Origin of the sequence: Paractinoplanes pyxinae (assembly GCF_026626335.1) — a bacterium.
Taxonomy (GTDB): domain Bacteria; phylum Actinomycetota; class Actinomycetes; order Mycobacteriales; family Micromonosporaceae; genus Actinoplanes; species Actinoplanes pyxinae.
In genome coordinates this window covers 175,184-198,082 of record NZ_JAPNTZ010000015.1, presented here as the reverse complement: position 1 = coordinate 198,082, position 22,899 = coordinate 175,184, and the positions used below count along the sequence as shown (strand labels likewise).

Genomic DNA, 22,899 nt, shown 5'->3' with positions numbered 1-22,899 from the left:
CCCGGAAACTTCACGCGCTCGCACACGTGTGAAGTCGGTCGCTCGGGCTCAGGTCGCGGCTCCGCGGCCCGATGACCGGACGTGCGGCACGGACGACTCTGGATCTGGTGGCTGGTGGCCGGCGTGGCCGCGACCGCCGTTCACTACGTACTGCCCGAGGGCAGCCTGGTCGCGAGCGTCGTGTACGACGTGATCGGCGTGGCCACGGCGGTGGGCATCCTGCTCGCGCTGCGCCTGCACCGGCCGGAGCGCCCGGCGATGTGGCGCTGGATGGCCGCCGGGCAGATCACCTTCGTCATCGGCGACCTGGTCTACGAGTACTACGAGAACATCCTGCACCGCTCGCCGTACCCGTCGGTCGCCGACGTGTTCTATCTCGGCTCGTACCCGATGCTCGTGGTGGGCCTGCTGCTGCTCGTGCGGCGGCGCAAGGGCGGCACGGGCGACCTGATCGACGCCGCGATCGTGGCGACCGGGCTCGGGCTCGTCTTCTGGTTGTTCGTGCTCTACCCGGTGGCCGCCACGTCCGGCACCTCGACGATCGAGCACATCACCACCGTCGCCTACCCGGCCGCCGACGCACTGCTGCTGGCCCTGCTCGCGCGGTTGTTCACCGGCGGCGGCGCGCGATCGGCGAGCGCCCGCCTGCTGGTGGCCGGGGCCGTGTTCATGCTCGTGGCCGACTCCGCGTTCTCCGTGCTGCCGCTCTACACGTCGGCCTCGACCCACCTGGCCGACCCGATCTTCCTGCTTTCCTACATCCTGTGGTCGGTGGCCGCCCTGCACCCGTCGATGGCGGCCGAGCGCGGCGGCGACGTGCGGGCGGCGGCTCGCGTCGGGCCGTCCCGGCTGCTGCTGTTCGGGGCCTGCTCGCTGCTGGCGCCGGCGCTGCTGCTGGTCCCGCGGATCGGCGGCGACCCGGTCGGCCGGATCTCGGTCGCGATCGGGGCGGGCGCGCTGGTGCTGCTGGTGATCGCCCGCATGTCGGGGTTCGTTCTCGAGGTGCGCCGGCAGTCGGCCGAGCTGACCCGGGCCGCCATGCAGGACCCGCTGACCGGGCTGGCCAGCCGCCGCTGCTTCGAGAGCACGCTGGACGACGCCCTGACCGCGGGCGGGCGGCCGCAGATCGCGCTGCTCGGGCTGAACGGCTTCAAGAACGTCAACGACGAGCTGGGCCGGCCGGTCGGCGACCGGGTTCTGAGCTCGCTGGCCGCCCGGCTGGCCGAGGCGGTGCCGGCCGGCGCCCTGGCCGCGCGCATCGGCGGCGACGAGTTCGCCGTGCTGCTGGCCTCGGCCGACGCCGATCAGGCCCGTACGGTGGCGGCCGCGCTGGCCCACGCGCTGAGCGCGCCCGTCGCCGAGGGCGGCCACGAGCTGTACGTCGGTGTGGCGATCGGCCTGGCCGGCGGGGCCGGGGTCACGCCGGTCGAGATGCTGCGGCAGGCCGAGTCGGCGATGTACGCGGCCAAGCAGACCGGCGAGCCCGTACGCCGCTGGACCCCCGCCCTGGACGAGCGGGCGGGCGAGTTCGTGCGCCTGGGCGCCGAGATCCGCGCCGCCCTCGACAACGACCAGTTCCGCGTCGTCTACCAGCCGATCGTCGAGCTGCCGTCGGCCCGGGTGGCCGCCGTCGAGGCCCTGGTGCGCTGGGAGCACCCGGTGCGCGGACTGGTCAGCCCGGCCGCCTTCATCCCGGTCGCCGAGCGCAACGGCCTCATCGTCGAGCTCGGCGAGTGGATCCTGCGGACGGCCTGCCACCGCCTCGCGGGCTGGCGGGTCGAGCTGGGCCCGGCCGCGCCCGACCGGGTCAGCGTCAACGTCTCGGCCCGCCAGCTGGCCCGCCCGCACTTCGCGGCGACGGTGGCGGCCGCGCTGGCCGACAGCGGCCTGCCCGCCTCGTGCCTGGCCGTCGAGGTGACCGAGACCGCCGTCTTCGAGGGCGGCCAGGCCGTGGTCGCGCTGCACGAGCTGCGCGCGCTGGGCGTGCGGATCGCGCTCGACGACTTCGGCACCGGCCACTCGTCGCTCGGCCTGCTGCAGACCGTGCCGGTCGACATCCTCAAGGTCGACAAGTCGTTCGTCGACAACGTCACCGAGGCCGGCCGGCCCACGGTCATCGCCGACGCTCTCTACCAGGTGAGCGCGGGGCTCGGCCTGCTCGCGGTGGCCGAGGGCGTCGAGACGGCCGACCAGGCCGAGGCTCTGCACCGGCTCGGCTACCGCTACCTGCAGGGCTACCACTTCGGTCGCCCGGTGGCCGAGCCGGAGTTCGCCCCGGCCACCGCTGTCGTCGCCGTCGCCTAGGACGCGGCCCAGTCGCCGAGGGACCAGTCGCGGACCTCGGGCATGTCCTCCAGGTGTTCCACCACGTACTGCTCGTGACGGGCCAGCTGGGCCTCGCACCACTCCTTGAGCTCGGTCGCGCCCTGGGGCAGCCGGCGCGCGTTGTTGATGGCGTCGATGACCAGGTGGTAGCGCGAGGCCTTGTTGCGCACCGTCATGTCGAACGGGGTCGTGGTGGTGCCCTGCTCGATGAAGCCGCGCACCCGGAACCGGTCGGCGTCGGGCCGGCCGTGCACCAGCTGGTGGACCGCGCCCGGGTAGCCGTGGAACGAGAACACCACGTCGACCGTGTCGGTGAACAGCTCGGTGAACAGGGTGTCGCTCATGCCGTGCGGGTGGTCCTTGGGCCGGACGAGCGTCATCAGGTCGACCACGTTGACCACGCGCACCCGCATGCCGGGCAGCTTCTGCTTGAGGATCTGGGCCGCGGCCACCGTCTCCATGGTCACGACGTCGCCGGCGCAGGCCATGATGATGTCGGGGTCGGTGGTGCCGTCGTCGGTGCCGGCCCAGTTCCAGATGCCGGCGCCGCGGGCGCAGTGCTCGATCGCCTCGTCCATGGTCAGCCACTGCAGCTGCGGCTGCTTGTCGATGACGATCAGGTTGATGTACGACTTCGACCGGAAGCAGTGGTCGGCCACCGAGAGCAGGCAGTTCGCGTCCGGCGGCAGGTAGACCCGGCTCACCGTGCCGCGCTGGGTCAGCACGTTCTGGATCAGGCCGGGGCCCTGGTGGCTGAAGCCGTTGTGGTCGTTGCGCCACGCCGTCGAGGTGAGCAGCACGTTCAGGCTGGGCACCTTGGCCCGCCAGGGCAGGTGGTCGGCCTCCTCCAGCCACTTGCCGTGCTGGATCGTCTGCGACGCGCTGACCATGGCGAACGCCTCGTACGTGGCGAACAGGCCGTGCCGGCCGGTAAGCGTGTAGCCCTCGAGCCAGCCGTGGCAGTTGTGCTCGCTCAGCACCTCCATCACCCGGCCGTCGGGGCCGAGCGCCACGTCGCCGGGGTACACCTTTTCCATGAAGGCGCGGTCGGAGACCTCGAACACCGCGCCGAGCCGGTTGCTGTTGGTCTCGTCCGGCGAGAACAGGCGGAACCGGTCGGGGTTGTTGCTGTAGATGTCGCGCATGAACTCGCCCAGCTTGCGGGTCGACTCGGCGCGCAGCGTGGCCGGCGAGGTGACGTCGATGCCGTAATCGCGGAAGTCGGGCAGGTCGAGCTCGCGGGTCAGCACCCCGCCGTTGGCGTGCGGGTTGGCGCTCATCCGCTGATCGCCCTCGGGGTCCTGCTCGCGCAGCAGGGCGACGGGCGCGCCGTCGTCGTCGAAAAGCTCTTCCGGCTTGTACGACTTGAGCCAGGCCTCGAGCAGGGCCAGGTGCTCAGGGTTGTCACGCACGCCGGACAGCGGCACCTGGTGGGCCCGGAACGTGCCGGTGACCTTCACCCCGTCCACCTCTTGCGGACCCGTCCAGCCCTTGGGGGTGCGCAGCACGATCAGCGGCCAGGTGGGGCGGGTGCCGTCCCACTCGCCCTCGCGGGCCGAGCGCTGGATGGTGCGGATGCGGCCCCACGCCTCGGCCAGCGCGGCCGCGAACCGGTGGTGCATGCCGGGGATGTCGTCGCCCTCGACCTCGATGACCTCGTAGCCGTGGCCGCTGAGCAGCTCGCGCACCTCGGCCGGGTCTTTGCGGCCGAGCACGGTCGGGCCGGAGATCTTCGCCCCGTTGAGGTGCAGGATCGGCAGCACGGCGCCGTCGCGGGCCGGGTTGAGGAACGAGACGCCCTTCCACGAGCCCTCGAGCGGGCCGGTCTCGGCCTCGCCGTCGCCGACCACGGCCACGGCCAGCAGGTCGGGGTTGTCGAAGACGGCGCCGAACGCGTGCACCAGCACGTAGCCCAGCTCGCCGCCCTCGTGGATCGAGCCCGGGGTGGTCACCGAGACGTGGCTCGGGATGCCGCCGGGGCTGGAGAACTGGCGGAACAGCTTGCGCAGGCCCGGCTCGTCACGGGTGACGTCGGGGTAGACCTCGGAATACGTGCCCTCGAGGTAGCCGGCGGCGACCAGCGCCGGGCCGCCGTGGCCGGGGCCGGTCAGATAGATCGCGTCCTGCCCGGTGTGGCGTATCAGCCGCGAGACGTGGGCGTAGACGAACGACAGCCCCGGGCTGGTGCCCCAGTGGCCGAGCAGCCGGGGCTTGATGTGCTCGGCCTTCAACGGCTCGCGCAGCAGCGGGTTGGCCTGCAGATAGATCTGACCGATGGTCAGGTAGTTGTTCGCCCGCCACCACGCGTCGATGCGAGCGAGGTCGGCATCGTCGAGCGTGGGCAACAGGTCGGAGACAGCCGTGGACACAGGCTCGTCCTCTCACTTCGCGGTCGTTGACGGTCACGCTATGGCTACCCGGTGGTGGCCAACAGAGTCTTTGGTACTGGGTCGAAGTGACTTTTGCGTGTCACTGAACCGTCGGCCCCGTACATCCGTTCCCCCTGGCGTGCCCGAGACTCCGGACGGCCCGCCAGCCGTCGGTCGCTTCAAGACGCTCGTCCGCCGTCCCCGCGTCCAGCTGACGCTGACGATCGTGGCGGCCGTGCTTCTGTTCGCGGCCCTCATCTTCCCGAACATCCTGTCCCGCCTGACGCCGCTGGGCTTTCTGCGCATCCCGCTCGAGGGGGCGGTGATCCTGGGTTTGCTGGTGGTGCTGCCGCCGCGGGCGCGCCGGGTGTTCGCGGTCGTGGCCGGGGTGCTCGTCGGCCTGCTGGTCATCGAGAAATGCCTCGACATGGGCTTCTTCGAGGAGCTGAACCGGCCGTTCGACCCGGTGCTGGACTGGGTGCTGTTCGACGACGCCTTCAGTTTCGTCGTCGACTCGTACGGCCGGTTCGCGGCCATCGCCGCGGTCGCCGTGATCGTGCTGCTGGTGGTCGGTGTGCTGGCCCTGAGCTGCTGGTCGGTGCTGCGGGTGGGGGCGCTGGTGGGCCGCCACCGGAAGAAGTCGGCGATCACCGCCGGGGGCGTCGGCGTGGCCTGGGCGCTCACCTTCTCGCTCGGGATCTCCGTGTGGGGAGCCGTGCCGGTCGCGGCGCGCAGCACTGCGACGTACGCGTGGGACCGCGCCCACCAGGCGCGAGCCGGCCTGAAGGACGAGGCCGAGTTCGCGAAAGAGGTGCAGCAGGACCCGTTCAGGACCGTCCCGCCGGCGCAGATGCTGACCGGGCTCAAGGGCAAGGACGTCATCTTCACCTTCGTCGAGAGCTACGGCCGCAGCGCCGTCGAGGGTGTCGCGCTCGCGCCGACGGTCACGCCCGTGCTCGACCGCGGCACGGCCGAACTGGCCCGGGCCGGGTTCACCGCGCGCAGCGGCTGGCTCACCTCGCCCACGTTCGGCGGCGGCAGCTGGCTGGCCCACGCCACGTTCGAGTCCGGCCTGTGGATCAACAACGAGCAGCGCTACCGCAACCTCGTGGCCACCGACCGCCTCACGCTGACCCGGGCCTTCCGCGACGCGAACTACCGCACGGTGAGCGTCATGCCCGGCGCCACGCGGGCCTGGCCCGAAGGCAACTTCTATGGGTACGACACGGTGTGGGACAGCCGGAATCTGGGCTACCAGGGCCCGAAGTTCAGCTGGTCGCCCATGCCCGACCAGTACACGCTGAAGCAGCTCAACACCATCGAGTACAAGAAGCCGGGCCGGGGCCCGCTGATGATCGAGATGCCGCTGGTCTCGAGCCACACGCCGTGGGCGCCCATCCCCGACTACCTGCCCGACTGGGAGCAGGTCGGCGACGGTTCGATCTACAACAAGATGGTCGACGCGGGCAAGAAGCCGAGCGCGCTGTGGGCCGAGCCGCGCGAGGTGCGGGCCGAGTACGGCAAGTCCATCGTGTACTCGCTGACCGCGCTGATCAACTGGGTCAAGCTGTACGGTGACGACAACCTGGTGATGGTGTTCCTGGGCGACCACCAGCCCTCGCCGATCGCGGCCGGGGCCGGGGCCAGCCACGACGTGCCGATCACGGTGCTGGCCAAGGACCCCAAGGCGCTGAGGCGGATCGCGAGCTGGGGCTGGACCGAGGGCCTGCGCCCCCGCCCGGACGCCCCGGTGTGGCCGATGAACGACTTCCGGGACAAGTTCTTCACCGCGTTCGGCCAGCAGACGCCCTCTTCCTGAAAAACTTCGCCGGAGGTGTCGATTCCGGTGGCGCCTCGATCGTCACCACGGGGAAAGGCATCCAGCGAAGGAGAAACCAGCATGCGGTACGTCATGATCCTCACCGGCGACGAGGCTCCCTGGTTCGACGAGCAGACGAGCCAGGGGCTGATGGAAGAGATCATCACCTGGTGGGGAAAGTGGTCCGAGGCCGGCAAGGTCGAGGAGGGCGGGGCCGAGCTGGCTCCGTCCACCCAGGCCAAGACCGTGGGTCGCGGGCCCGGCGGTGAGCCGGTGGTGACCGACGGGCCGTTCCTCGAGCTCAAAGAGGTCGTGGGCGGCTTCATCTACCTGAACGCGGACGACATCGACGACGCGGTGGCGGTCGCCTCGACCTGGCCCGGCATCGCCGCCGTGGGCGACCGGGTCGAGGTGCGCCCGGTCATGGAACGCTGAGCCCTGCCGCCTTCGGGTGCTGCGCTGGTCATGGTGGGCTGAGGTTGGCCAGGCGGCGGTTCAGCAGATCGCGCTCGGCCGGATTGGTGGCCAGGGCCAGGGCACGGTGCAGGGCGTCGGCCGCCTCGGCTGGGCGGTCGAGGCGGAGCAACAGGTCGGCCCGGGTCGCGTGCCACAGACGGTAGCCGGAAAGCCGCTCGGCGAGGGCGTCCACCTCACCGAGGGCGGCGGCCGGGCCGTCCACGAAGCTGGTGGCGACGGCCCGGCTGAGGGTCGCCACCGGTGACGGCGGCAGCAGGTCGTAGAGGCCGCGGATCGCGGGCCAGTTGGTCGCCGTCCACGAAGGAGCCAGGGCGTGCTGGGCGGCAATGGCCGCCTGCAGTTGGTACGGGCCGGGACGGTCGAGGGCGGCGGCCCGGGCGAGACGGGCGACAGCAGCGCGGATCAGGACAGCGTCCCAGCGGGTGCGGTCCTGATCCTCCAGCAGCACGAGGCGGCCATCGGCGTCGAAGCGGGCGGCCGAGCGGGCCTCGTGCAGCTCGAGCAAAGCGGCCAGGCCGGCCGTCTCGGGCTCGCGGGGCATCAGGGCGGCCAGCTGGCGGGCCAGGTCAAGGCCCTCGCGGGCCAGGTCGCGGCGCTCGGCGACGTCACCCGAAGCGGCCAGGTAACCCTCGTTGTAGATGAGGTAGACGACCGTCAGGACGGCGGTCAGGCGTGAAGCCAGCTCTTCGGCCGGCGGGACTTCCACCCGTACGCGGGAAGCCTTGAGGTTTTTCTTGGCCCGCACCAGACGCTGGGCCATGGTGGCCCGCGGGAGCAGGAACGCGGCGGCGATCGCGTCGGCGGGCAGGCCGGCCACGGCGTTCAACGTCAGGGCCATGCGGGCGGGCTCGGGCAGCGCGGGATGGCAGCAGGCGAAGACCAGGGCCAGGCGGTCGTCGTCGGCGGGCGCGGGCGGGGGCGTACGGGCCAGGGCCGCCACCTTTTCGCGGCCCGTCGCCTCCCGCTTGATCGCATCCAGCGCCTTGCGCCAGGCCGTGGTCACCAGCCAGCCGGCCGGGTTGTCCGGCACGCCGTCCGACGGCCAGCGGCGCAGGGCCTCGGTCACCGCCTCCTGCAGGGCCTCCTCGGCGCGGTCGAGGTCGCCCAGGCGGCGGGCCAGCACGCCGAGCATGCCGGCGGCGTCCGATCGCCAGGTCTCGTCCACCGCCGCACGCGCGTCCACCGGCCCAGTCTGCCGCCTGTATTTACTCCACCGCTCAGCGGCAGCTCAGTCGGCCGCTCTTCCGGCCGCTCTTTCGTTTGCTCAGTCGGCTGCGATCTTGGGCAGCAGGGTTTCCAGGCCGGCCCAGATGCGGGCCGAGTTGTGCGAGTGCCAGGCGGCGCCCGACCAGTAGGTGCGGTTGCGGCCCTGCAGGGCGTTGAGCCGGCGGTAGAAGCCGCCGGCGATGTCCCGCGGCCCGACGTGCAGTTCGAACGGGGCGTGCGAGGCGTAGGTGGCGAAGCCCTCGAACTTCACCGGGTACGTTCCGGCCGCGGCGACCCGCTCGATGCCCGCGCGGATCTCGTGGCGGACCACCGCGTCCGGCAGCGGCGCCGGACTGCCGTACTTGACGTTGTAGAGCCCCGGCACGGCGGTCGGGCCGACCATGTAGAGGCCGGGCAACGGCGGCAGGTTGTACGGCGTATCGGCGGCCACGTTGTCGAGCCCGACACCGGCGGGCAGGCCGGAGAGGCGTACGACGCTGGTGTAATAAGCACCGGGGGTGAAGCGGCCGAAGAGCGAGCGTTCGGTGCCGTCGAGGTCGACCGCGGTCAGGTTGCGGGTCAGCGGCGGAATGGTGACGAGCAGCTTCTTCGCCTCGATGACGCGGGCGCCGCCCGGCCCGGTGACCAGCACGCGTACGCCGGAACGGGTTCGCTCGACCTTGACCGCGCGGCTGCCGAGCAGCACGTTCCCGGCCAGATGCTCGGTGGCGCGCTCGTAGAGAAGGCTGTTGTTGCGGGCCGCGGTGGTGAGGAAGCTGCCGCGCAGGATGTTGCCGGCCACGCCTTGGCCGAACGTGTTGATGGCATAGAGGGCGGGCAGGTCGAGCACGTTGCCGATGCCCTGACCGTAGTTGAAGACGAACGGGACGACCGAGCCGAAGTCGTGCGCGGCCACGTAGTCCCGGAACGGGGCGGCCAGCTCGGGCAGGGCCGCCTCGGGCAGGTCGAGGATCGTGTCGATCGGGCCGAAACGGCTGATGTCCTGCAGGTACGCGGGCAGCGCGACCGGGGCCGGCTGGGTGTAGTCGACGCGCCGGCCGGTGCGGAAGTCCACGTACGTCGTCGTGCCGCCGCCTCCGCCGCCGTCGGCGATCCGGACCAGGCCGACGCCGAGCCGGTCGAAGTAGGAGCGGACGAACGGCTCGTCCTCGAAGACCACGACGCCGATGTCGATGGTGCCGCCGGTGGCCGGGTCGTGGTAGGTCTCGGTGTGCCCGCCGAGCCGGTCCTGCGCCTCGACCACGACCACGCTGCGGCCGAAGTCGCCCAGGCGGACCGCGGCGTAGGTGCCGGCCGAACCGCCGCCGATGACGCACACGTCGCGCCGGATCACCCGGGGTTCACCCGCGCCCGCGACCAGGGGAGCGGCGGCCGCGGCGCCCATTGCAGAGAGCAGTTGTTTCCGTGTCAGGCCCATGGTCGCTGACCATATTGCACTTGATCGATGAATGGTGCCCCGTCGTGAACCAGTCGCCGGCGGGCGGCGTGTGGACTGCGCGAGGTTTGAACCGGGAGGTGCCGATGTCCGTACCACCCCACATGTGGGATGACGGGCGATTGCTGGCCGCGCTCGCCGCGCTGCCACCCGAGTCTTTCGACGAGGACCCGGCCGGGGACGACGATCTGCAGTGGCGGCGTACGGCGAGACGCCTCCGCCAGGAACTGGGCGCGGAGCGGGCTCCGGCGCTTCCGGCGGGGCACATCGCCCCGGTGGTGAAGCTCCGGCCCCACCCGGTCGACTGACCGGACGGGGTTGGCCGATCCGCAGCCCGCCGGACGATGGGGCGCGGTGACGACATGACTTCGGACAACTTGGCTTCGGCGGCCGACGACGGCTTCCCTCCCTTCGACTCGTTCGAGCCGGCGGCCGACGAGGGCTTCCCTCCCGTCGACTCGTTCGAGCCGGCGGCCGCCGATGCGGCGGAGGTTGCGGCCGTCGGGTGGTTCGAGCCCGCGGCGGGTGATTCGCCCGAGCCGGCGCCCGCCGATCTTCTTGGGCCGGCAGTTGCTGGTCCGTCCGAGCTCGTGGCCGCGGGTACGCCGTCGTTCAAAACCACGGATGCGCCTGATGTGGCGCTTCCCATTTCGTCGGAGATTGCGGCCGCCGATTCGGCTGAGCTCGTGGCCGCGGGTGTGCCTGAGGTGCCGCCTGCCGCTTCGTTCGGCTTGGCGGCCGCCGATTCGCCGGAGTTCGCGCCCTCCGATCGGCCCGGGCTGCCGGCTGCCGGCTCGTCCGGGCTCGCGGCGGTGGGGGAGTTGCGAGATCTGGCCGCCGGTTCGGATGTGGAGGCGGCTGTCGCGGCCCGGGCGGCCCTCGTGCAGCTGGTCGGCGACGACAGTCGCGAGGTGTCCGTCGCGGCGTCCGAGGCGCTGGACGCGACGTCGATCGCGCTGGAACCGCCGCGGGTCGACTTCGGACCGGTGACGGCGGGCACGCCGAGCCTCATCGCGAACGTGGCGATCCAGGGGCCACCGATGGCGCTCGCCTCGAGCATCAAGGTGACCGGGCCGGGCCTGCGCGCCCGGATCGCCGGCGACCAGTTGCAGGTGGCGTGGTCGCCGGACGCGGGACCGCTGTCGGGGATGGTTTCGCTCGACGGGCCGGCCGGGGCGGCCGATCTGCCGGTGACCGGGCACGTCGGGTCCGGGCCGCTGATGGTGCCGCCGCTGTCGGTTCCGCCGCCGCCTTCCTCGCCCTCGTTCCTCAAGGCCCGCCGCGGCAAGGGCGTCGTCGTGGCGGCCGCGGCGGCGGTCGCGCTTCTTGCAGGTACGGGCATCGCGGCGGCCGTGACCCTCGGTGCACCGGAGGGGCCGGCCCTGGTCGTCCCGTCGGCCCCGCCGGTCGGGGTCACCCCGCCCGTCTCGTCCGATTCCACCCGGCCGCCGGTGAGTGCACCGGTCAGTAGCGACAGGCCGGTTGTCCTGGGCGCGATCCGCGTAGGCGACGAGCCGGAGGGCGTGGCGGTCGCCCCCGACAGCCGGACCGTCTATGTGGCCAACCAGAACTCGCGAATCCTGTCCGTGGTCGACGCGGCCTCGCGAAACGTGCGCTCGGTGACGCTGCGCAACACGCCGCGCTTTGTCACCGTGGCCCCCGACGGCAAGCGGGTCTTCGTCTCCATGTACGAGAACGACCTCAGCGGCAGCGGAGTAGCCGTAGTCGATGCCTTCGCCCTCAAGGTGATCGGCGATCTGAAGACCGGCGTGCAGCCCTATGCGCTGGCCGTAGCCCCCGACGGCCGCCTGTGGGTGCCGATCCACGGCGGCCGCAACGTGGAGATCTACACCGCCGGTGACCTGCAGCTGGCAGGCCGGGTGTTCGTGCCCGAGAACCCCCACGCCGTAGCGTTCGACAACGACGGACAGCGCGCCTTCACCCCCGACCACGAGTCGAGCACGGTCTCGGTCATCGACGTACGCACCGCCAAGCGGTTGCGCTCGATCCCGGTCAGCCAGGCCCCGCACAGCCTCGCCGTCTCACCCGACGGCCGCACGGTAGTAGTCGCCTGCTTCGGCGCAAACGCCGTAGAGCTGATCGACGCGGCCACCCTCCAGCGCCGCGGCCCGATCCGGGTAGGCACCAAGCCGCAGGCCGCCGCGTTCGCCATAGACAGCGGCCACGCCTACGCAGTGAACGAGGGCAGCAATTCAATCTCGGTCATCGACCCAACTACCGGCCGCATCACCGCCACAATCCCGGTAGGCAGCAGCCCCCGCACCATGGCCGTAGCCCCCGACGGCCGCCTGGCTTACGTCTCCAACGGCCGCGACGACACGCTAACCGTCCTGCGAGTGAGCTGACCGCCGGTCGCAGCCCGTTCAGGTGGGCCGCGATCCCGGACGGCTGCTTCGCCTATGTCTTCGAGGGCGGCGACGGCATGCTCACCGTCCCGCGCGTGTGCTGATCCCCGCCCGGGCCGCTGCCTGCGCAGGTGGGCCGTGGTCCCCGACGGCCGCCCCACTTATGTCTCCAACGGCGGCGACGGCACGCTCGCCGCCCGGCGTGTGAGCTGACCCCAGTCCCGGCCGCAGCCCGCGATGGTGGGCCGTGGCCTCCGACGGCTGCTTCGCTGACGTCTCCAACGGTCGCGGCGACACGCTCCCGGTCCTGCGCTTGAGCGGATCCCCGTCCCGGCCGCGGCCCGCGCAAGTGGGCGGTGGCCCCGACGGCCGCCTCACCGATGTCTCCGACGGCCGCGACGGCATGCTCACCGTCCTGAGCATGAGCTGGCCGTCGCGCCGGCCAGAGCTGGCCTGCTTCCCTGTCCGAAGGCGTTGCCCCTTCGCGCGGGATCGCGGGTGTGGGTAGGGCTGGAAGTCCAGCAGTCGGGATGCGCCCTTGCCTAAAAGCCGATAGGCAAGGTAGGAAATGGCGTGTGACCACCTCGTTGTCCGCGCCGCCGGTCGTTCCGGCCGAAGCCGCGCTGCCCCGGCGTTCCCCGCTGGCGCCCACGGGCGGGCGCCGCCGCCGGTTCCTGCTGCGCGCGGTCGCCCTCGTCGTCCTCTACGGACTGTGGGAGCTGGCCGCCCGCACCACACAGAACCCGACGTTCATCCCCTCGCCCGGCGCGGTCTGGCACCAGCTGATCGAAACGTCCACCGTGCACGACGGCGTTCGCGGCTACAGCGGCCACCTGCTGATCGAGCACCTGGGCGTGAGCCTGCGCCGCATCCTCATCGGCTCGGCCATCGGTGTGGCCGGCGGTCTGGTGCTCGGCGTCCTGATGGGTGTCGTCGGCTGGCTGCGCGTGGTGACCGAGCCGGTGGTGACGTTCGTGCGAGCGCTGCCGCCGCTGGCCTACTTCAGCCTGTTCATCATCTGGTTCGGCATCGACGAGACCCCGAAGCTGTGGCTGCTCTCGATCGCCGCCCTGCCACCGGTAGCCGTGGCCACCGCCGCCGCCGTCCAAGGCGCACCGACCGGCTTGGTCGAGGCAGCCCGGGCGCTGGGCGCCGGCCGCTGGGCCGTGATCCGCGACGTGACGCTGCCCAACGCGCTGCCCGAGATCTTCACCGGCATCCGCCTGGCCGTCGGCATCGCCTACAGCTCGGTGGTCGCCGCCGAAACCATCAACGGCGTCCCCGGCATCGGCGGCATGGTCCGCGACGCGCAGCGCTACTCCCAAACCGACGTGGTCGTCCTGGGCCTGTTCGCCATCGGCCTGTCCGGCCTCCTGATCGACGCCCTGCTCCGAACAGCCGAAAACCGCCTCATCCCGTGGCGCGGCCGAACATGACCATCCCCAGCCCCACCGCACGCCGCCGCGCGCTCCGCCGCCAGCGACCAGTCGAACCGCGCACGAGTTGCACGTTGTCGCACGAACCCGCGCGTGCGCGCATGCGAGCAGCCGAATCGTCCACACGTTGCGCGATTGCGAGCGAACCTGCGCGTGCGCCCATGCGAGCAGTCGGACCGTCCACGAGTTGCACGTTCTTGCGCGAACCCGCGCGTGCGCGGATGCGAGCAGCCGAATCGTCCACACGTTGCGCGATTGCGAGCGAACCTACGCGTGCGCCCATGCGAGCAGTCGGACCGTGCGTGAGTTGCGCGCTTGTGAGCGAACCTGCGCGTGCGCGCATGCGAGCAGTCGGACCGTGCATGAGTTGCGCGATTGCGAGCGAACCTGCGCGTGCGCGCATGCGAGCAGTCGGACCGTGCGTGAGTTGCGCGCTTGTGAACGTTCGGGCGCGAGCACTCGCCCCCACTGTCGGGTCGTCGGCGAGTTGTGCCTGCATGAGCGGTCAGGTGTGTGCGCCTGCCAGCTGGCGAGTCGTCCAGGCGGTGCGCGATGGCGCGCGATCCGGTGCGAGCTTGCATGCCGGGCGTCGGATGCCGCTTATGGGTGCGCGGTTGTGAGCGAAGCGACGCAAGCGCGCAGGAACGTCCCGTCAAACAGTCAACGAGTGTGCAGAACCGCTGATGTCGGCAACGACTTTGCAGAAATGAGCGACCGATCGTGAAGATGCTTCGTGCCGGAGTTGCCGGCCTCGCCGTACTTTTCCTCGCCGCCGGCACGGCCGCGTGCGGCAACGGCGCCGCGAGCGGGGGAGGTGGCGCGGACGCCGAGAAGAAGACGATCCGCATCGCGTACCAGGCGTTTCCGAGCGGCGACCTGATCGTCAAAAACCAGGGTTTGCTCGAGAAGGCGCTGCCCGACTACCAGATCACGTGGACCAAGTTCGACTCCGGAGCGAGCATCAACACGGCGTTCGTGGCCAAGAGTGTGGACATCGCGGCCATCGGATCCAGCCCGGTTGCGCGCGGGTTGTCCGCTCCGCTCAACATCCCGTACAAAGTGGCGTTCGTTCTTGACGTTGCCGGCGACAACGAAGCGCTGGTGGCGCGAAACGGCAGCGGCGTGACCGACGTGGCGTCGCTGCGCGGCAAAAAGGTGGCCACCCCGTTCGCCTCGACCGCGCACTACAGCCTGCTGGCCGCGCTCAACAAGGCCGGCGTCAAGGAGAACGAGGTCAACATCGTCGACCTCGAGCCGCAGGACATCCAGGCGGCCTGGACGCGCGGCGACCTGGACGCGGCGTACACGTGGCTGCCGTCGCTGGCCGAGATCAAGAAGACCGGCAAGGTGCTCATCTCGAGCCGGGAACTGGCCACGGCGGGCAAGCCGACGCTCGACCTGGGCGTCGTGTCCTCCGCATTCATCGACGCGCACCCCGAGGCTGTGGACGCGTGGCGCAAGGTGGAGGCGCAGGCTCTCGACATCATCGCCTCCGACCCGTCGGCCGCCGCCAAGTCGGTCGGCGCCGAGCTGAACCTCAGCCCGGCCGAGGCGCAGGAGCAGCTTTCGCAGGGCGTCTTCCTCAAGCCGGCCGACCTGGCCTCCGACGAGTGGCTGGGCACCGAGGGCAAGGTCGGCAAGCTGGCCGACAACCTGGTCAGCGCGGCCGAGTTCCTGAAGAACCAGCAGAAGATCGACGCCGTGCCGGCACTGGCCGACGTGCAGAACGCGGTCTACGTGAAGGGTCTGCCCAGTGTCCTCGGCTGACGCGGTTCCGACGGCCGGCGCGCAGCCTTCCTCCGACGGGCGTTCATCGTCGAGCGTTCGGTCGAAAAGCGGCGCGCGGTCGTCCGGCGGCACCCAGTCGTCCGGCGGCTTGGGTGGGGATGGCGCGGCCATCCGGCTGGAGGATGTCGAGCACCGCTACGGCGACGTCACCGCGGTCGGGCCGATCGACCTGACCGTGCCCGAGGGCGAGTTCCTGGTTCTGGTGGGCGCGTCCGGGTGCGGCAAGAGCACGCTGCTGCGCCTGATTGCGGGCTTCGAAGAGCCAACCTTCGGCACCGTACGCACGGCAGGCGAGCCACCCGTGCCGGGGGTCGGCGCCGGATTGGTCTTCCAGCAGCCCCGCCTGTTTCCCTGGCGCAGCGTCGGCGGCAATGTGGCGCTCGCGCTCAAGTACGCCGGCCTGCCCGCCACTCCGCAGCGCGTCGACGAACTGCTCGAACGTGTCGGTTTGCACGATGTTGCACGCCGGCGCACATGGCAGATCAGCGGTGGACAACAGCAACGTGTCGCCATCGCGCGCGCATTGGCTGTCGACAACCCTCTGCTGCTGCTCGACGAGCCGTTCGCCGCACTCGACGCGCTCACCCGCGAACGTCTGCAGGAAGACCTGCGCCAGGTGAGCGCCGCGTCCAACCGCACGTGCGTGTTCGTGACGCACAGCGTCGACGAGGCGGTTTTCCTCGGCAGCCGGGTCGTCGTGCTGACGCCGCGCCCCGGCCGGATCGCCCTGGATCTGCCGATCGGTCTGCCGCGCGCCGGGGTCGCCCCGGACGAGCTGCGCGGCTCGCCGGAGTTCGCCGCCCTGCGTGCCGAGATCGGCGCCGCCGTCCGTGACCGCTACTCGCCGGAGGTATCCGCATGATTTTCGATCAGTTGTCGCCGCACTTCGGCGCGATCGTGCACGGAATCGACCTGTCCAAGGTGTCGGACTCGGACGTCGCCGACATCCGGGCCGCGCTCGTCGAGCGTAAGGTGCTGTTCTTCCGCGACCAGACGCTCGACGACGACGGCCAGGTCGCCCTCGGCCGGCGCATCGGCGAGCTGACCGCCTCGCATCCGGTGGTCGGGGGTGTGGACAGCGAACACCCCGAGGTGTACGCGCTGGACAGCACCGATAATGGGTTCGCCGACGTCTGGCACACCGACGTGACGTTCATGCGGCGCCCGCCGCTCGGCTCGATCCTGCGCGCCGTGACCCTGCCGCCCACCGGCGGCGACACGAACTGGGCGGATGCGCAACTGGCGTACGACTCGCTCTCGGCGCCCGTCCGGGAACTGGCCGACAAGCTGGTCGCCGTGCACGACGGCAACCGCGAGTTCGGCTACTACCTGGCCCAGCGCCGCGGCGGCCGGGGCAACGAGTGGGACGGCGAGGTCGTCACCAAGCTCGAGCCGATCGAGCACCCGGTCATCCGCGTGCACCCCGAGACCGGCCGGCGCGGCATCTTCGTCAACCCGGGCTTCACGTCGCACATCGTCGGCGTCTCGGAGTTCGAGAGCCGGGCCATCCTCGACCTGCTCTACGCCCACCTGACCAAGCCCGAGCACATCGTCCGCCACCGCTGGCGCCCGGGCGACGTCGCCATGTGGGACAACCGCAGCACCGCCCACTACGCCAACCGTGACTACGGCACCGACCGCAGGGTGATGCACCGCATCACTTTGCGCGGGGACGTCCCCGTGGGTGTTCCCGCGTCCTGACCGACCACGCCGATGCCTGTCTCGCTGCCGCAAAGGCGCGAGGCAGGCCCGTCCGGGCTGGAGAATCATCAAACGCGCAGCCATGTTGCACGTTTATGTTCATTCACCGTCGTCTGCCGCTCATGAGTGCCGGATTCGCTCATCCGATGAACGATCCGGCAGACTCGGCTGCGACGTTCCGCTGATCGCAAACGCTGGGCGCGGAGCCGCTGGGCGCGGAGCCGCTGGGCGCGGAGCCGCTGGGCGCGGAGCCGCTGGGCGCGGAACTGCTGGCGCGGAACTGCTGGCGCGGAACCGTTGGGTGAACGGGGGAGTCGTAAGCGGCATGGGACGGATGCGCCGGGCGGCGTGCGTGGTGTCGGTTGTCGTGACGCTGGCGGGCTGCGGCGCCGGCGGCGGAAATGACGGCGGGGCCGGTGGGGGCGGGGATCGGCTGCGGGAGCAGGCGGTGGCGGCGCTCAAGCGGTACGACGAGGCGGTGGCGGCCGCGGGCGGCCGGCAGAAATTCGTCCCGGTCGGCGAGCTCACCGGTATCATCGGCGAGCTCGAGCCGCAAAACGGCGACTACAAACTCTCGATCGGGGCCGGTCGCCTCGTGGCCGGCGGCGAGCTGCCTGATGCGCCCCAGGCCACCGGTGAAGTCGTCTGGGCCGACAAGTCCCGGCTGGTTCTTCCCTTGTTGCCGGCCGAGCGGGCGCTGGCCGACATCGTGGCCGGCGGCACCCCCGACTGTGGCGAATGCGAAACGTTGAAGGTGACCGGGGCTCGGCTGGGGTCGGTGGACATCCCGACCACGCGAGGTCAGGCCACCGTTCCCGCTTGGGAGTTCAGCCTGGCGGGGACGAAGCTGCGAATCACCCGGGTGGCTGTGGACGGCCGGGGCGCGGTCGCGGTCACGCCGCCGTCGTGGGATCCCAACAACCCGCCCGGCGGTCTGGCGATCAGTTCGGCCGCGGTGGCGACCGGAAACCGGCTGACCGTGGAGTTCACCGGCGCGCCGGAAGCGGGCGACGTGCCGTGCGGAGTGGACTACACCGCCGAGGCCGTCGAGTCGGCGAACGCCGTCGTCGTCATCGTGCACGAACACCCGAACAATGCGAGCGATATGTGCGACTTGCTCGGCGCTGCGCGAACGGCGACCGTCGAACTGGCCGCGCCGCTGGGGGAACGAGCTGTGCTGGAAGTTCAGCAGGGGCTGCCCGTTCCCCTGACCACCCACGGCGGCTAAGCGGCGGTAACCGGCACTTTGACGACGGCGTCGAACAAGTAGCCCAAAGTGTTGAACCTGGCCACGTCGGGCTGGGTGTTACCTCGTACGTCGGACGCCCTGGCTTGAAGAGTGTGCGCGCCCGCGGTGGGACGCCAGTCGAGTTCCCAGCGCTGCCAGGCGTGGTCGACGGACGGGCCGACCAGCCGAGCGCGGCGCCAGCGGGTGCCACCGTCGGTGCTCACCTCGACGTGCTTGATGCGGCCGGCCGCCGACCATGAGCGGCCGGTCAGGCGCACCCGGTCGCCGACTGGGAAAGTGACGCCCGGGTCAAGTTCGAAGGCGCTCTTGATGGACTGGCGGTCGAACGGCTGCCCCTCGGCCGGGAACTCCGGGCCGAAGAAGCGGTAGAACTGCGTGTTCCAGGGCGAGAACAGCGGCGCGTCGGAGACCTCGATGCGGCCGACCCACTTGATCGAGGCGATGCCGATCCAGGACGGGACGATCAGGCGCACGGGGGCGCCATGGTCCGGCGGCAGCGGTTCGCCGTTCATTTCGTACGCGAGAATGACGTCGTCCAAGGCCTTGCGCACGGGCATCGGGCGGCGGACCGGGCCGAGGTCGACGCCGCCGGTCACGTAGTTCGGGTCGAGGCCGGACGCCTGCACGTCCACCGCCCGTGAGGTGAGCCCGGCCAGACGCAGGACGGTCGACAGCCGTACGCCGCGCCAGCGCGCCACGCCGACCGCGCCCAGCCCCCACGCCGTACCGGAAACGGTCTGGCCCTGCTGGGAGGTGAAGTAACTGCGGCCGTTGCCCGCGCATTCGACGGTCACCGAGCGCGAAACCGACGGCAAACGCGCAAGGTCGCGCAATGAGAACGACACCGGGCCGCCTCGCAGGCCGGCGCCGAACACCTCGAGCCGCCAGGCCGCGGCGTCCAGCACCGGGGTGCTGGTGTGATTGCGTACGAAGAAACGGTCGATCGGCACGTGATAGCCGACGCCGGCCAGCGACGACCACAACGTCTCGGCGTTCGTGCCGAGCACCTTGAACAGCTCGGGCGGCAGGGGCTTGACGATGGGGCCGTCGGCGGCCGCCGCCGGCGCGGCCGGACCGAGGGCCCCCGCGACGCCCGCCGCCGCGGTCAGTTTGAGCAGGTCACGCCGGGAGAACCCGCTTGCCCGGCCGTCCAGCCACTGTCGCAACCGCAGCTTGTCGTATGCAAACTCATCCATGTCCTGCACCCTATTCAATTGATAGGAGAAGTAGATAGGGTGACGGCATGGACTTTCACTGGTTTCTGCCCACCAACGGCGACAGCCGCGACATCGTGGGTGGCGGCCACGGCGTGCCGGTCGGCGCGGCCGGCGGCGTGCGCCCCCTGACCATCGGATACCTCGGCCAGATCGCGCGCAGCGCCGAACAACTCGGGTTCGTCGGCGCGCTCACCCCGACCGGCGCGTGGTGCGAGGACGCGTGGATCACCACGGCGATGCTGACCGAGGTCACCGAGCGGCTGAAGTTCCTGGTCGCGTTCCGGCCGGGTGTGCTGTCGCCGACGTTGGCGGCCCAGATGGCGTCGACGTTCCAGCGGCTTTCGCGCGGGCGGCTGCTGCTCAACGTCGTCACCGGCGGGGAGTCGCACGAGCAACGCCAGTACGGCGATTTTCTGGACAAGGATGCGCGTTATGCGCGTACGGCCGAATTCCTGGGTGTCGTTCGCTCACTGTTCCGCGGCGAAACGGTCACTCTCGACGGCGAGCACGTGCAGGTCGAAGGCGCGCGGCTGGCCAAGCTGCCCGACCCCGTGCCGGCTATTTACTTCGGCGGCTCGTCGAAGGCGGCCGGGCCGGTGGCCGCGGAGCACGCGGACGTCTACCTGACCTGGGGTGAGCCGCCGGCCAAGGTCGCGCAGAAGCTCGACTGGATCCGGTCGCTCAAGCCGGACATGCGGTTCGGCATCCGGCTGCACGTCATCGCGCGCGACACGGCCGACGCCGCATGGGCCGAAGCTGAGCGTTTGTTGCGCGGAGTGAGCGAGGCGGACATCGCCGCCGTGCAGGCCGGGCTCAACCGCAGCGAGTCCGAGGGGCAGCGGCGGATGCTCGAACTGCACGGCGGCACCCGCGACGGCCTGGTCGTCTCCCCCAACCTGTGGGCGGGCGTCGGGCTGGTCCGCGGCGGCGCCGGCACCGCGCTGGTCGGCAGCCACCAGGAGGTGGCCGACCGGATCCAGGAGTACGCGGCGCTCGGCATCGACGAGTTCATTCTCAGCGGCTACCCGCACCTGGAGGAGGCGTACTGGTTCGGCGAGGGCGTGCTGCCCGAGCTGGCCCGCCGCGGAGTGTGGCAACACCCCGCGGGGGCCGGCACCTCGGCGACGTCCGCCATCCCGTTCGCCGGCGTGCCGCTGGACAAGGAGCCCGCGCCCGCCTCGCCCAGCTGACCGGGGTGCCCACGCCTCGCGTCGCCTGGCTGGCGAGGCACCCGCGGCCGCGTCCCCCGTTGACGGGGCGTCGGCCGCATTGGTTGGCCGGGCTCCCGAGGCGCCCGCGCTTGCGTCGCCCGGCCGGCCGGGCGCCCGCGTTGGCGTCGCTCGGCGGGTGGGGCAGCCTCCCGTCGTCCGGCCGGCCAGCTCCCTGCGAGTGCGCTGCCCGAGAGACCTCGCGCTCCCGCGGACACCGTCTCCGCTCCGCTAGTGGGCGGCGGGGGCTGGTTGCTCGGGAACGGACTGCGCGGCCGGGCGGCCCGGCCACCAGAAGCGGTCGCCGCACATGGTGGCTAGGGCCGGGACCAGCACGGTGCGGACGAGCAGGGTGTCCAGCAGGACGCCGATGCCGACGATGACGCCGATCTGGGTCAGCGTGATCACCGGCAGGACGCCGAGCACCCCGAACACGGCCGCCAGCAGGATGCCCGCGCTCGTGATGACGCCGCCGGTGACGGCCAGGGCGTGGACCATCCCGTCGCGGGTGCCGCGCTTCGGTGTCTCCTCCTTGGCTCGGGTGACCAGGAAAATGTTGTAGTCGACGCCAAGTGCCACCAGGAACAGGAACGCCAGCAGCGGCACGCCGGTGTCGAGCGCCGGGTAGTCCAGGACGTGCCGGAACAGCCACGAGCCCGCGCCCAGCGCCGCCCCGAAGCTGGCGATCACGGTGAGCAGCAGCAGAACCGGCGCCACCACGGCCCGCAGCAGCCCGATCAACACGAGCAGCACGACGATCAGCACGGCGGGCACGATGACCGTGAGGTCGCGCCGGGCGGCGTCGCGGTCGTCGAGGCTGGCCGCCACGCTGCCGCCGACGAGCGCGTCCTCGCTGTGCACACTGTCGCGCAATGCGCGCACAGTGTCGTACGCCTCGGGGGTGTCCGGCGCGGCCGTGAGCACCGCGCTGATGCTCGCCAGATCGTCCGTACGCTCACCGATGCGCGCCGAAGCGACACCAGGCGTCTTGGTAACGAGCGCGAGCACCTCTTCCGCCCGGTCCGGTGTCGTCATGATCGTGGCCGGATCGGTGGCGCCGGCCGGGAAGTAACGGCTGACCGTCTCGAGGCCGTCGACCGCCTCGGCCTCGACGCGGAACTGGTCGGCCTGCGAGAGCCCCAGCTTGGTGCCGGCCAGCCCGCTGCCCAGCGCGGCCAGCACGAGCACGGCGGCGACGGTCACGATGGCCGGCCGCCGCGACACCCCGCGACCGATGCGCGCCCACAGCCCCTTCTCGGCCTCCGCCCCGGCCTGTCCGACACGCGGAATGAACGGCCAGAACAACTTACGACCACAAACGAGCAATGCCGGCGGCAAAACGAACAACGCGAACACCGCGGCGATGGCAATGCCGGCAGCACCGGCGACGCCGAGTGCGAGATTTTTGCCGAGGCTGGCCAGCAGCAGCGTCAGGAGGCTGAGCACAACCGTTCCGGAGCTGGCCAGGACGGCGGGGCCGGCGCCCTTGAGCGCCTGCCGCATCGCCTCGAACCTGTCCTCGTACCGGTGCAGCTCTTCGCGATAGCGCGAGATGATCAGCAGCGCGTAGTTGGTGCCGGCGCCGAACACGAGAACGGTGATGATGCCGTTGGTGGACGCGTCGATGGCCAGATCGGTGTGGCGGGACAGGATCGCGACGACGGAACCGCTCAGACGGTCGGCCAGACCGACGACGGCCAGCGGAACCAGCCACAGGATCGGGCTGCGGTAGGTGACGAGCAGAAGCAGGGCGACCACGACAACCGTGACGATCAGCAGCCGGGTGTTCGCGCCGGAGAAGCTGTCCGCGAGGTCGGCGGTGAAGCCGGCGCCACCGGTGACTTGAGCTGTGACGCCTGGGGGCACTTCCGCGCGTACCTGTTCGCGCAGTTGACCGACCGCGTCGACGATCTGCTCGGCCGAGTAGCCGGCGGGGTACGGCTTGGAGACGATCGCGGCGTCCTTGCCGGGGGCGACGATCGGCGTGCCGAAGGTCTCGATCGTCTTGAGCTCGGCCGGCGTCAGCGGCGTGCCGTCGTCCTTCGCGAACACGATCAGCGCCGGGTTGACCTGCCCCGACGGTAAACGACGCTCAAGGTTGGCCACTTGTGTCGATTCGGCGTCGCTCGGCAGCGAGGCGGTGGGATCGTTCGTCGTCTCGAGCGGGCCGGCGAAGGCGAGAACGCCGCCTCCGAGCAGGACCGCGATCACGAGCGTCAACCAGGCGCGTCGCATGAAAGCCTCCACGATGAAGTATCTCGACAATCGAGATTCTTACTCGT

At 71.0% G+C, this 22,899-nt stretch carries 16 protein-coding genes; 11 read left to right on the top strand and 5 right to left on the bottom strand.

Features of this window, described 5'->3' with window-relative positions:
• Positions 1-81 precede the first annotated feature (81 nt).
• On the top strand, positions 82-2,304 hold the full coding sequence (locus tag OWR29_RS36375; RefSeq protein WP_267568026.1) for a putative bifunctional diguanylate cyclase/phosphodiesterase: 2,223 nt from the start codon (positions 82-84) through the stop codon (positions 2,302-2,304).
• Here the strand turns inward: OWR29_RS36375 and OWR29_RS36370 are convergent.
• Entirely contained in the window at positions 2,301-4,694 is a 2,394-nt protein-coding gene (locus OWR29_RS36370; protein ID WP_267568025.1) for a phosphoketolase family protein, read from the bottom strand. The two genes, OWR29_RS36375 and OWR29_RS36370, sit on opposite strands and share 4 nt — an antisense overlap.
• 139 nt (positions 4,695-4,833) lie before the next feature.
• Here OWR29_RS36370 and OWR29_RS36365 point away from each other — a divergent pair, with 139 nt between their 5' ends.
• Entirely contained in the window at positions 4,834-6,513 is a 1,680-nt protein-coding gene (locus tag OWR29_RS36365; protein ID WP_267568024.1) for a sulfatase-like hydrolase/transferase, read from the top strand.
• Positions 6,514-6,594: 81 nt separating this feature from the next.
• Positions 6,595-6,948: a YciI family protein gene (locus OWR29_RS36360; protein ID WP_267568023.1), complete on the top strand. Its 354-nt coding sequence runs from the start codon at positions 6,595-6,597 to the stop codon at positions 6,946-6,948.
• A gap of 28 nt (positions 6,949-6,976) precedes the next feature.
• Here OWR29_RS36360 and OWR29_RS36355 read toward each other — a convergent pair whose 3' ends face one another.
• Together OWR29_RS36355 and OWR29_RS36350 are read right to left on the bottom strand one after the other, a co-directional pair.
• Complete coding sequence (locus OWR29_RS36355; protein ID WP_267568022.1) at positions 6,977-8,173, bottom strand: RNA polymerase sigma factor; 1,197 nt, start codon at positions 8,171-8,173, stop codon at positions 6,977-6,979.
• A gap of 81 nt (positions 8,174-8,254) precedes the next feature.
• Complete coding sequence (locus tag OWR29_RS36350; protein ID WP_267568021.1) at positions 8,255-9,634, bottom strand: FAD-dependent oxidoreductase; 1,380 nt, start codon at positions 9,632-9,634, stop codon at positions 8,255-8,257.
• Between the two features lie 104 nt (positions 9,635-9,738).
• Here OWR29_RS36350 and OWR29_RS36345 point away from each other — a divergent pair, with 104 nt between their 5' ends.
• The 7 genes from OWR29_RS36345 (at position 9,739) to OWR29_RS36315 (ending at position 18,171) form a co-directional block, all read left to right on the top strand.
• Positions 9,739-9,960, top strand: coding sequence for a hypothetical protein (locus OWR29_RS36345; protein ID WP_267568020.1), 222 nt, complete (start codon positions 9,739-9,741; stop codon positions 9,958-9,960).
• Positions 9,961-10,014: 54 nt separating this feature from the next.
• Positions 10,015-12,018 (top strand): beta-propeller fold lactonase family protein, encoded by a 2,004-nt coding sequence (locus OWR29_RS36340; RefSeq protein ID WP_267568019.1) that lies wholly within the window; start codon positions 10,015-10,017, stop codon positions 12,016-12,018.
• 575 nt (positions 12,019-12,593) lie between these two features.
• Positions 12,594-13,454, top strand: a complete 861-nt coding sequence (locus OWR29_RS36335) for an ABC transporter permease (protein ID WP_267568018.1) — start codon at positions 12,594-12,596, stop codon at positions 13,452-13,454.
• 726 nt (positions 13,455-14,180) lie between these two features.
• A complete protein-coding gene (locus tag OWR29_RS36330) occupies positions 14,181-15,221 on the top strand; it encodes a taurine ABC transporter substrate-binding protein (protein ID WP_267568085.1) in 1,041 nt (346 codons plus the stop codon).
• Complete coding sequence (locus OWR29_RS36325) at positions 15,208-16,104, top strand: ABC transporter ATP-binding protein (protein ID WP_438872703.1); 897 nt, start codon at positions 15,208-15,210, stop codon at positions 16,102-16,104. The genes OWR29_RS36330 and OWR29_RS36325 overlap by 14 nt, the downstream gene beginning before the upstream one ends.
• Positions 16,101-16,943: a TauD/TfdA dioxygenase family protein gene (locus tag OWR29_RS36320; RefSeq protein WP_267568017.1), complete on the top strand. Its 843-nt coding sequence runs from the start codon at positions 16,101-16,103 to the stop codon at positions 16,941-16,943. The genes OWR29_RS36325 and OWR29_RS36320 overlap by 4 nt, the downstream gene beginning before the upstream one ends.
• A 325-nt stretch (positions 16,944-17,268) precedes the next feature.
• Complete coding sequence (locus tag OWR29_RS36315) at positions 17,269-18,171, top strand: hypothetical protein (RefSeq protein WP_267568016.1); 903 nt, start codon at positions 17,269-17,271, stop codon at positions 18,169-18,171.
• On the opposite strand, the gene OWR29_RS36310 is transcribed toward OWR29_RS36315, so the two are convergent.
• Positions 18,168-19,388 (bottom strand): sulfite oxidase, encoded by a 1,221-nt coding sequence (locus tag OWR29_RS36310; RefSeq protein ID WP_267568015.1) that lies wholly within the window; start codon positions 19,386-19,388, stop codon positions 18,168-18,170. The two genes, OWR29_RS36315 and OWR29_RS36310, sit on opposite strands and share 4 nt — an antisense overlap.
• Positions 19,389-19,435: 47 nt before the next feature.
• Here OWR29_RS36310 and OWR29_RS36305 point away from each other — a divergent pair, with 47 nt between their 5' ends.
• Positions 19,436-20,599, top strand: coding sequence for an LLM class flavin-dependent oxidoreductase (locus OWR29_RS36305; RefSeq protein ID WP_267568014.1), 1,164 nt, complete (start codon positions 19,436-19,438; stop codon positions 20,597-20,599).
• A gap of 249 nt (positions 20,600-20,848) precedes the next feature.
• Here the strand turns inward: OWR29_RS36305 and OWR29_RS36300 are convergent, their stop codons facing one another.
• Entirely contained in the window at positions 20,849-22,852 is a 2,004-nt protein-coding gene (locus OWR29_RS36300; RefSeq protein WP_267568013.1) for an MMPL family transporter, read from the bottom strand.
• Positions 22,853-22,899: the final 47 nt, after the last annotated feature.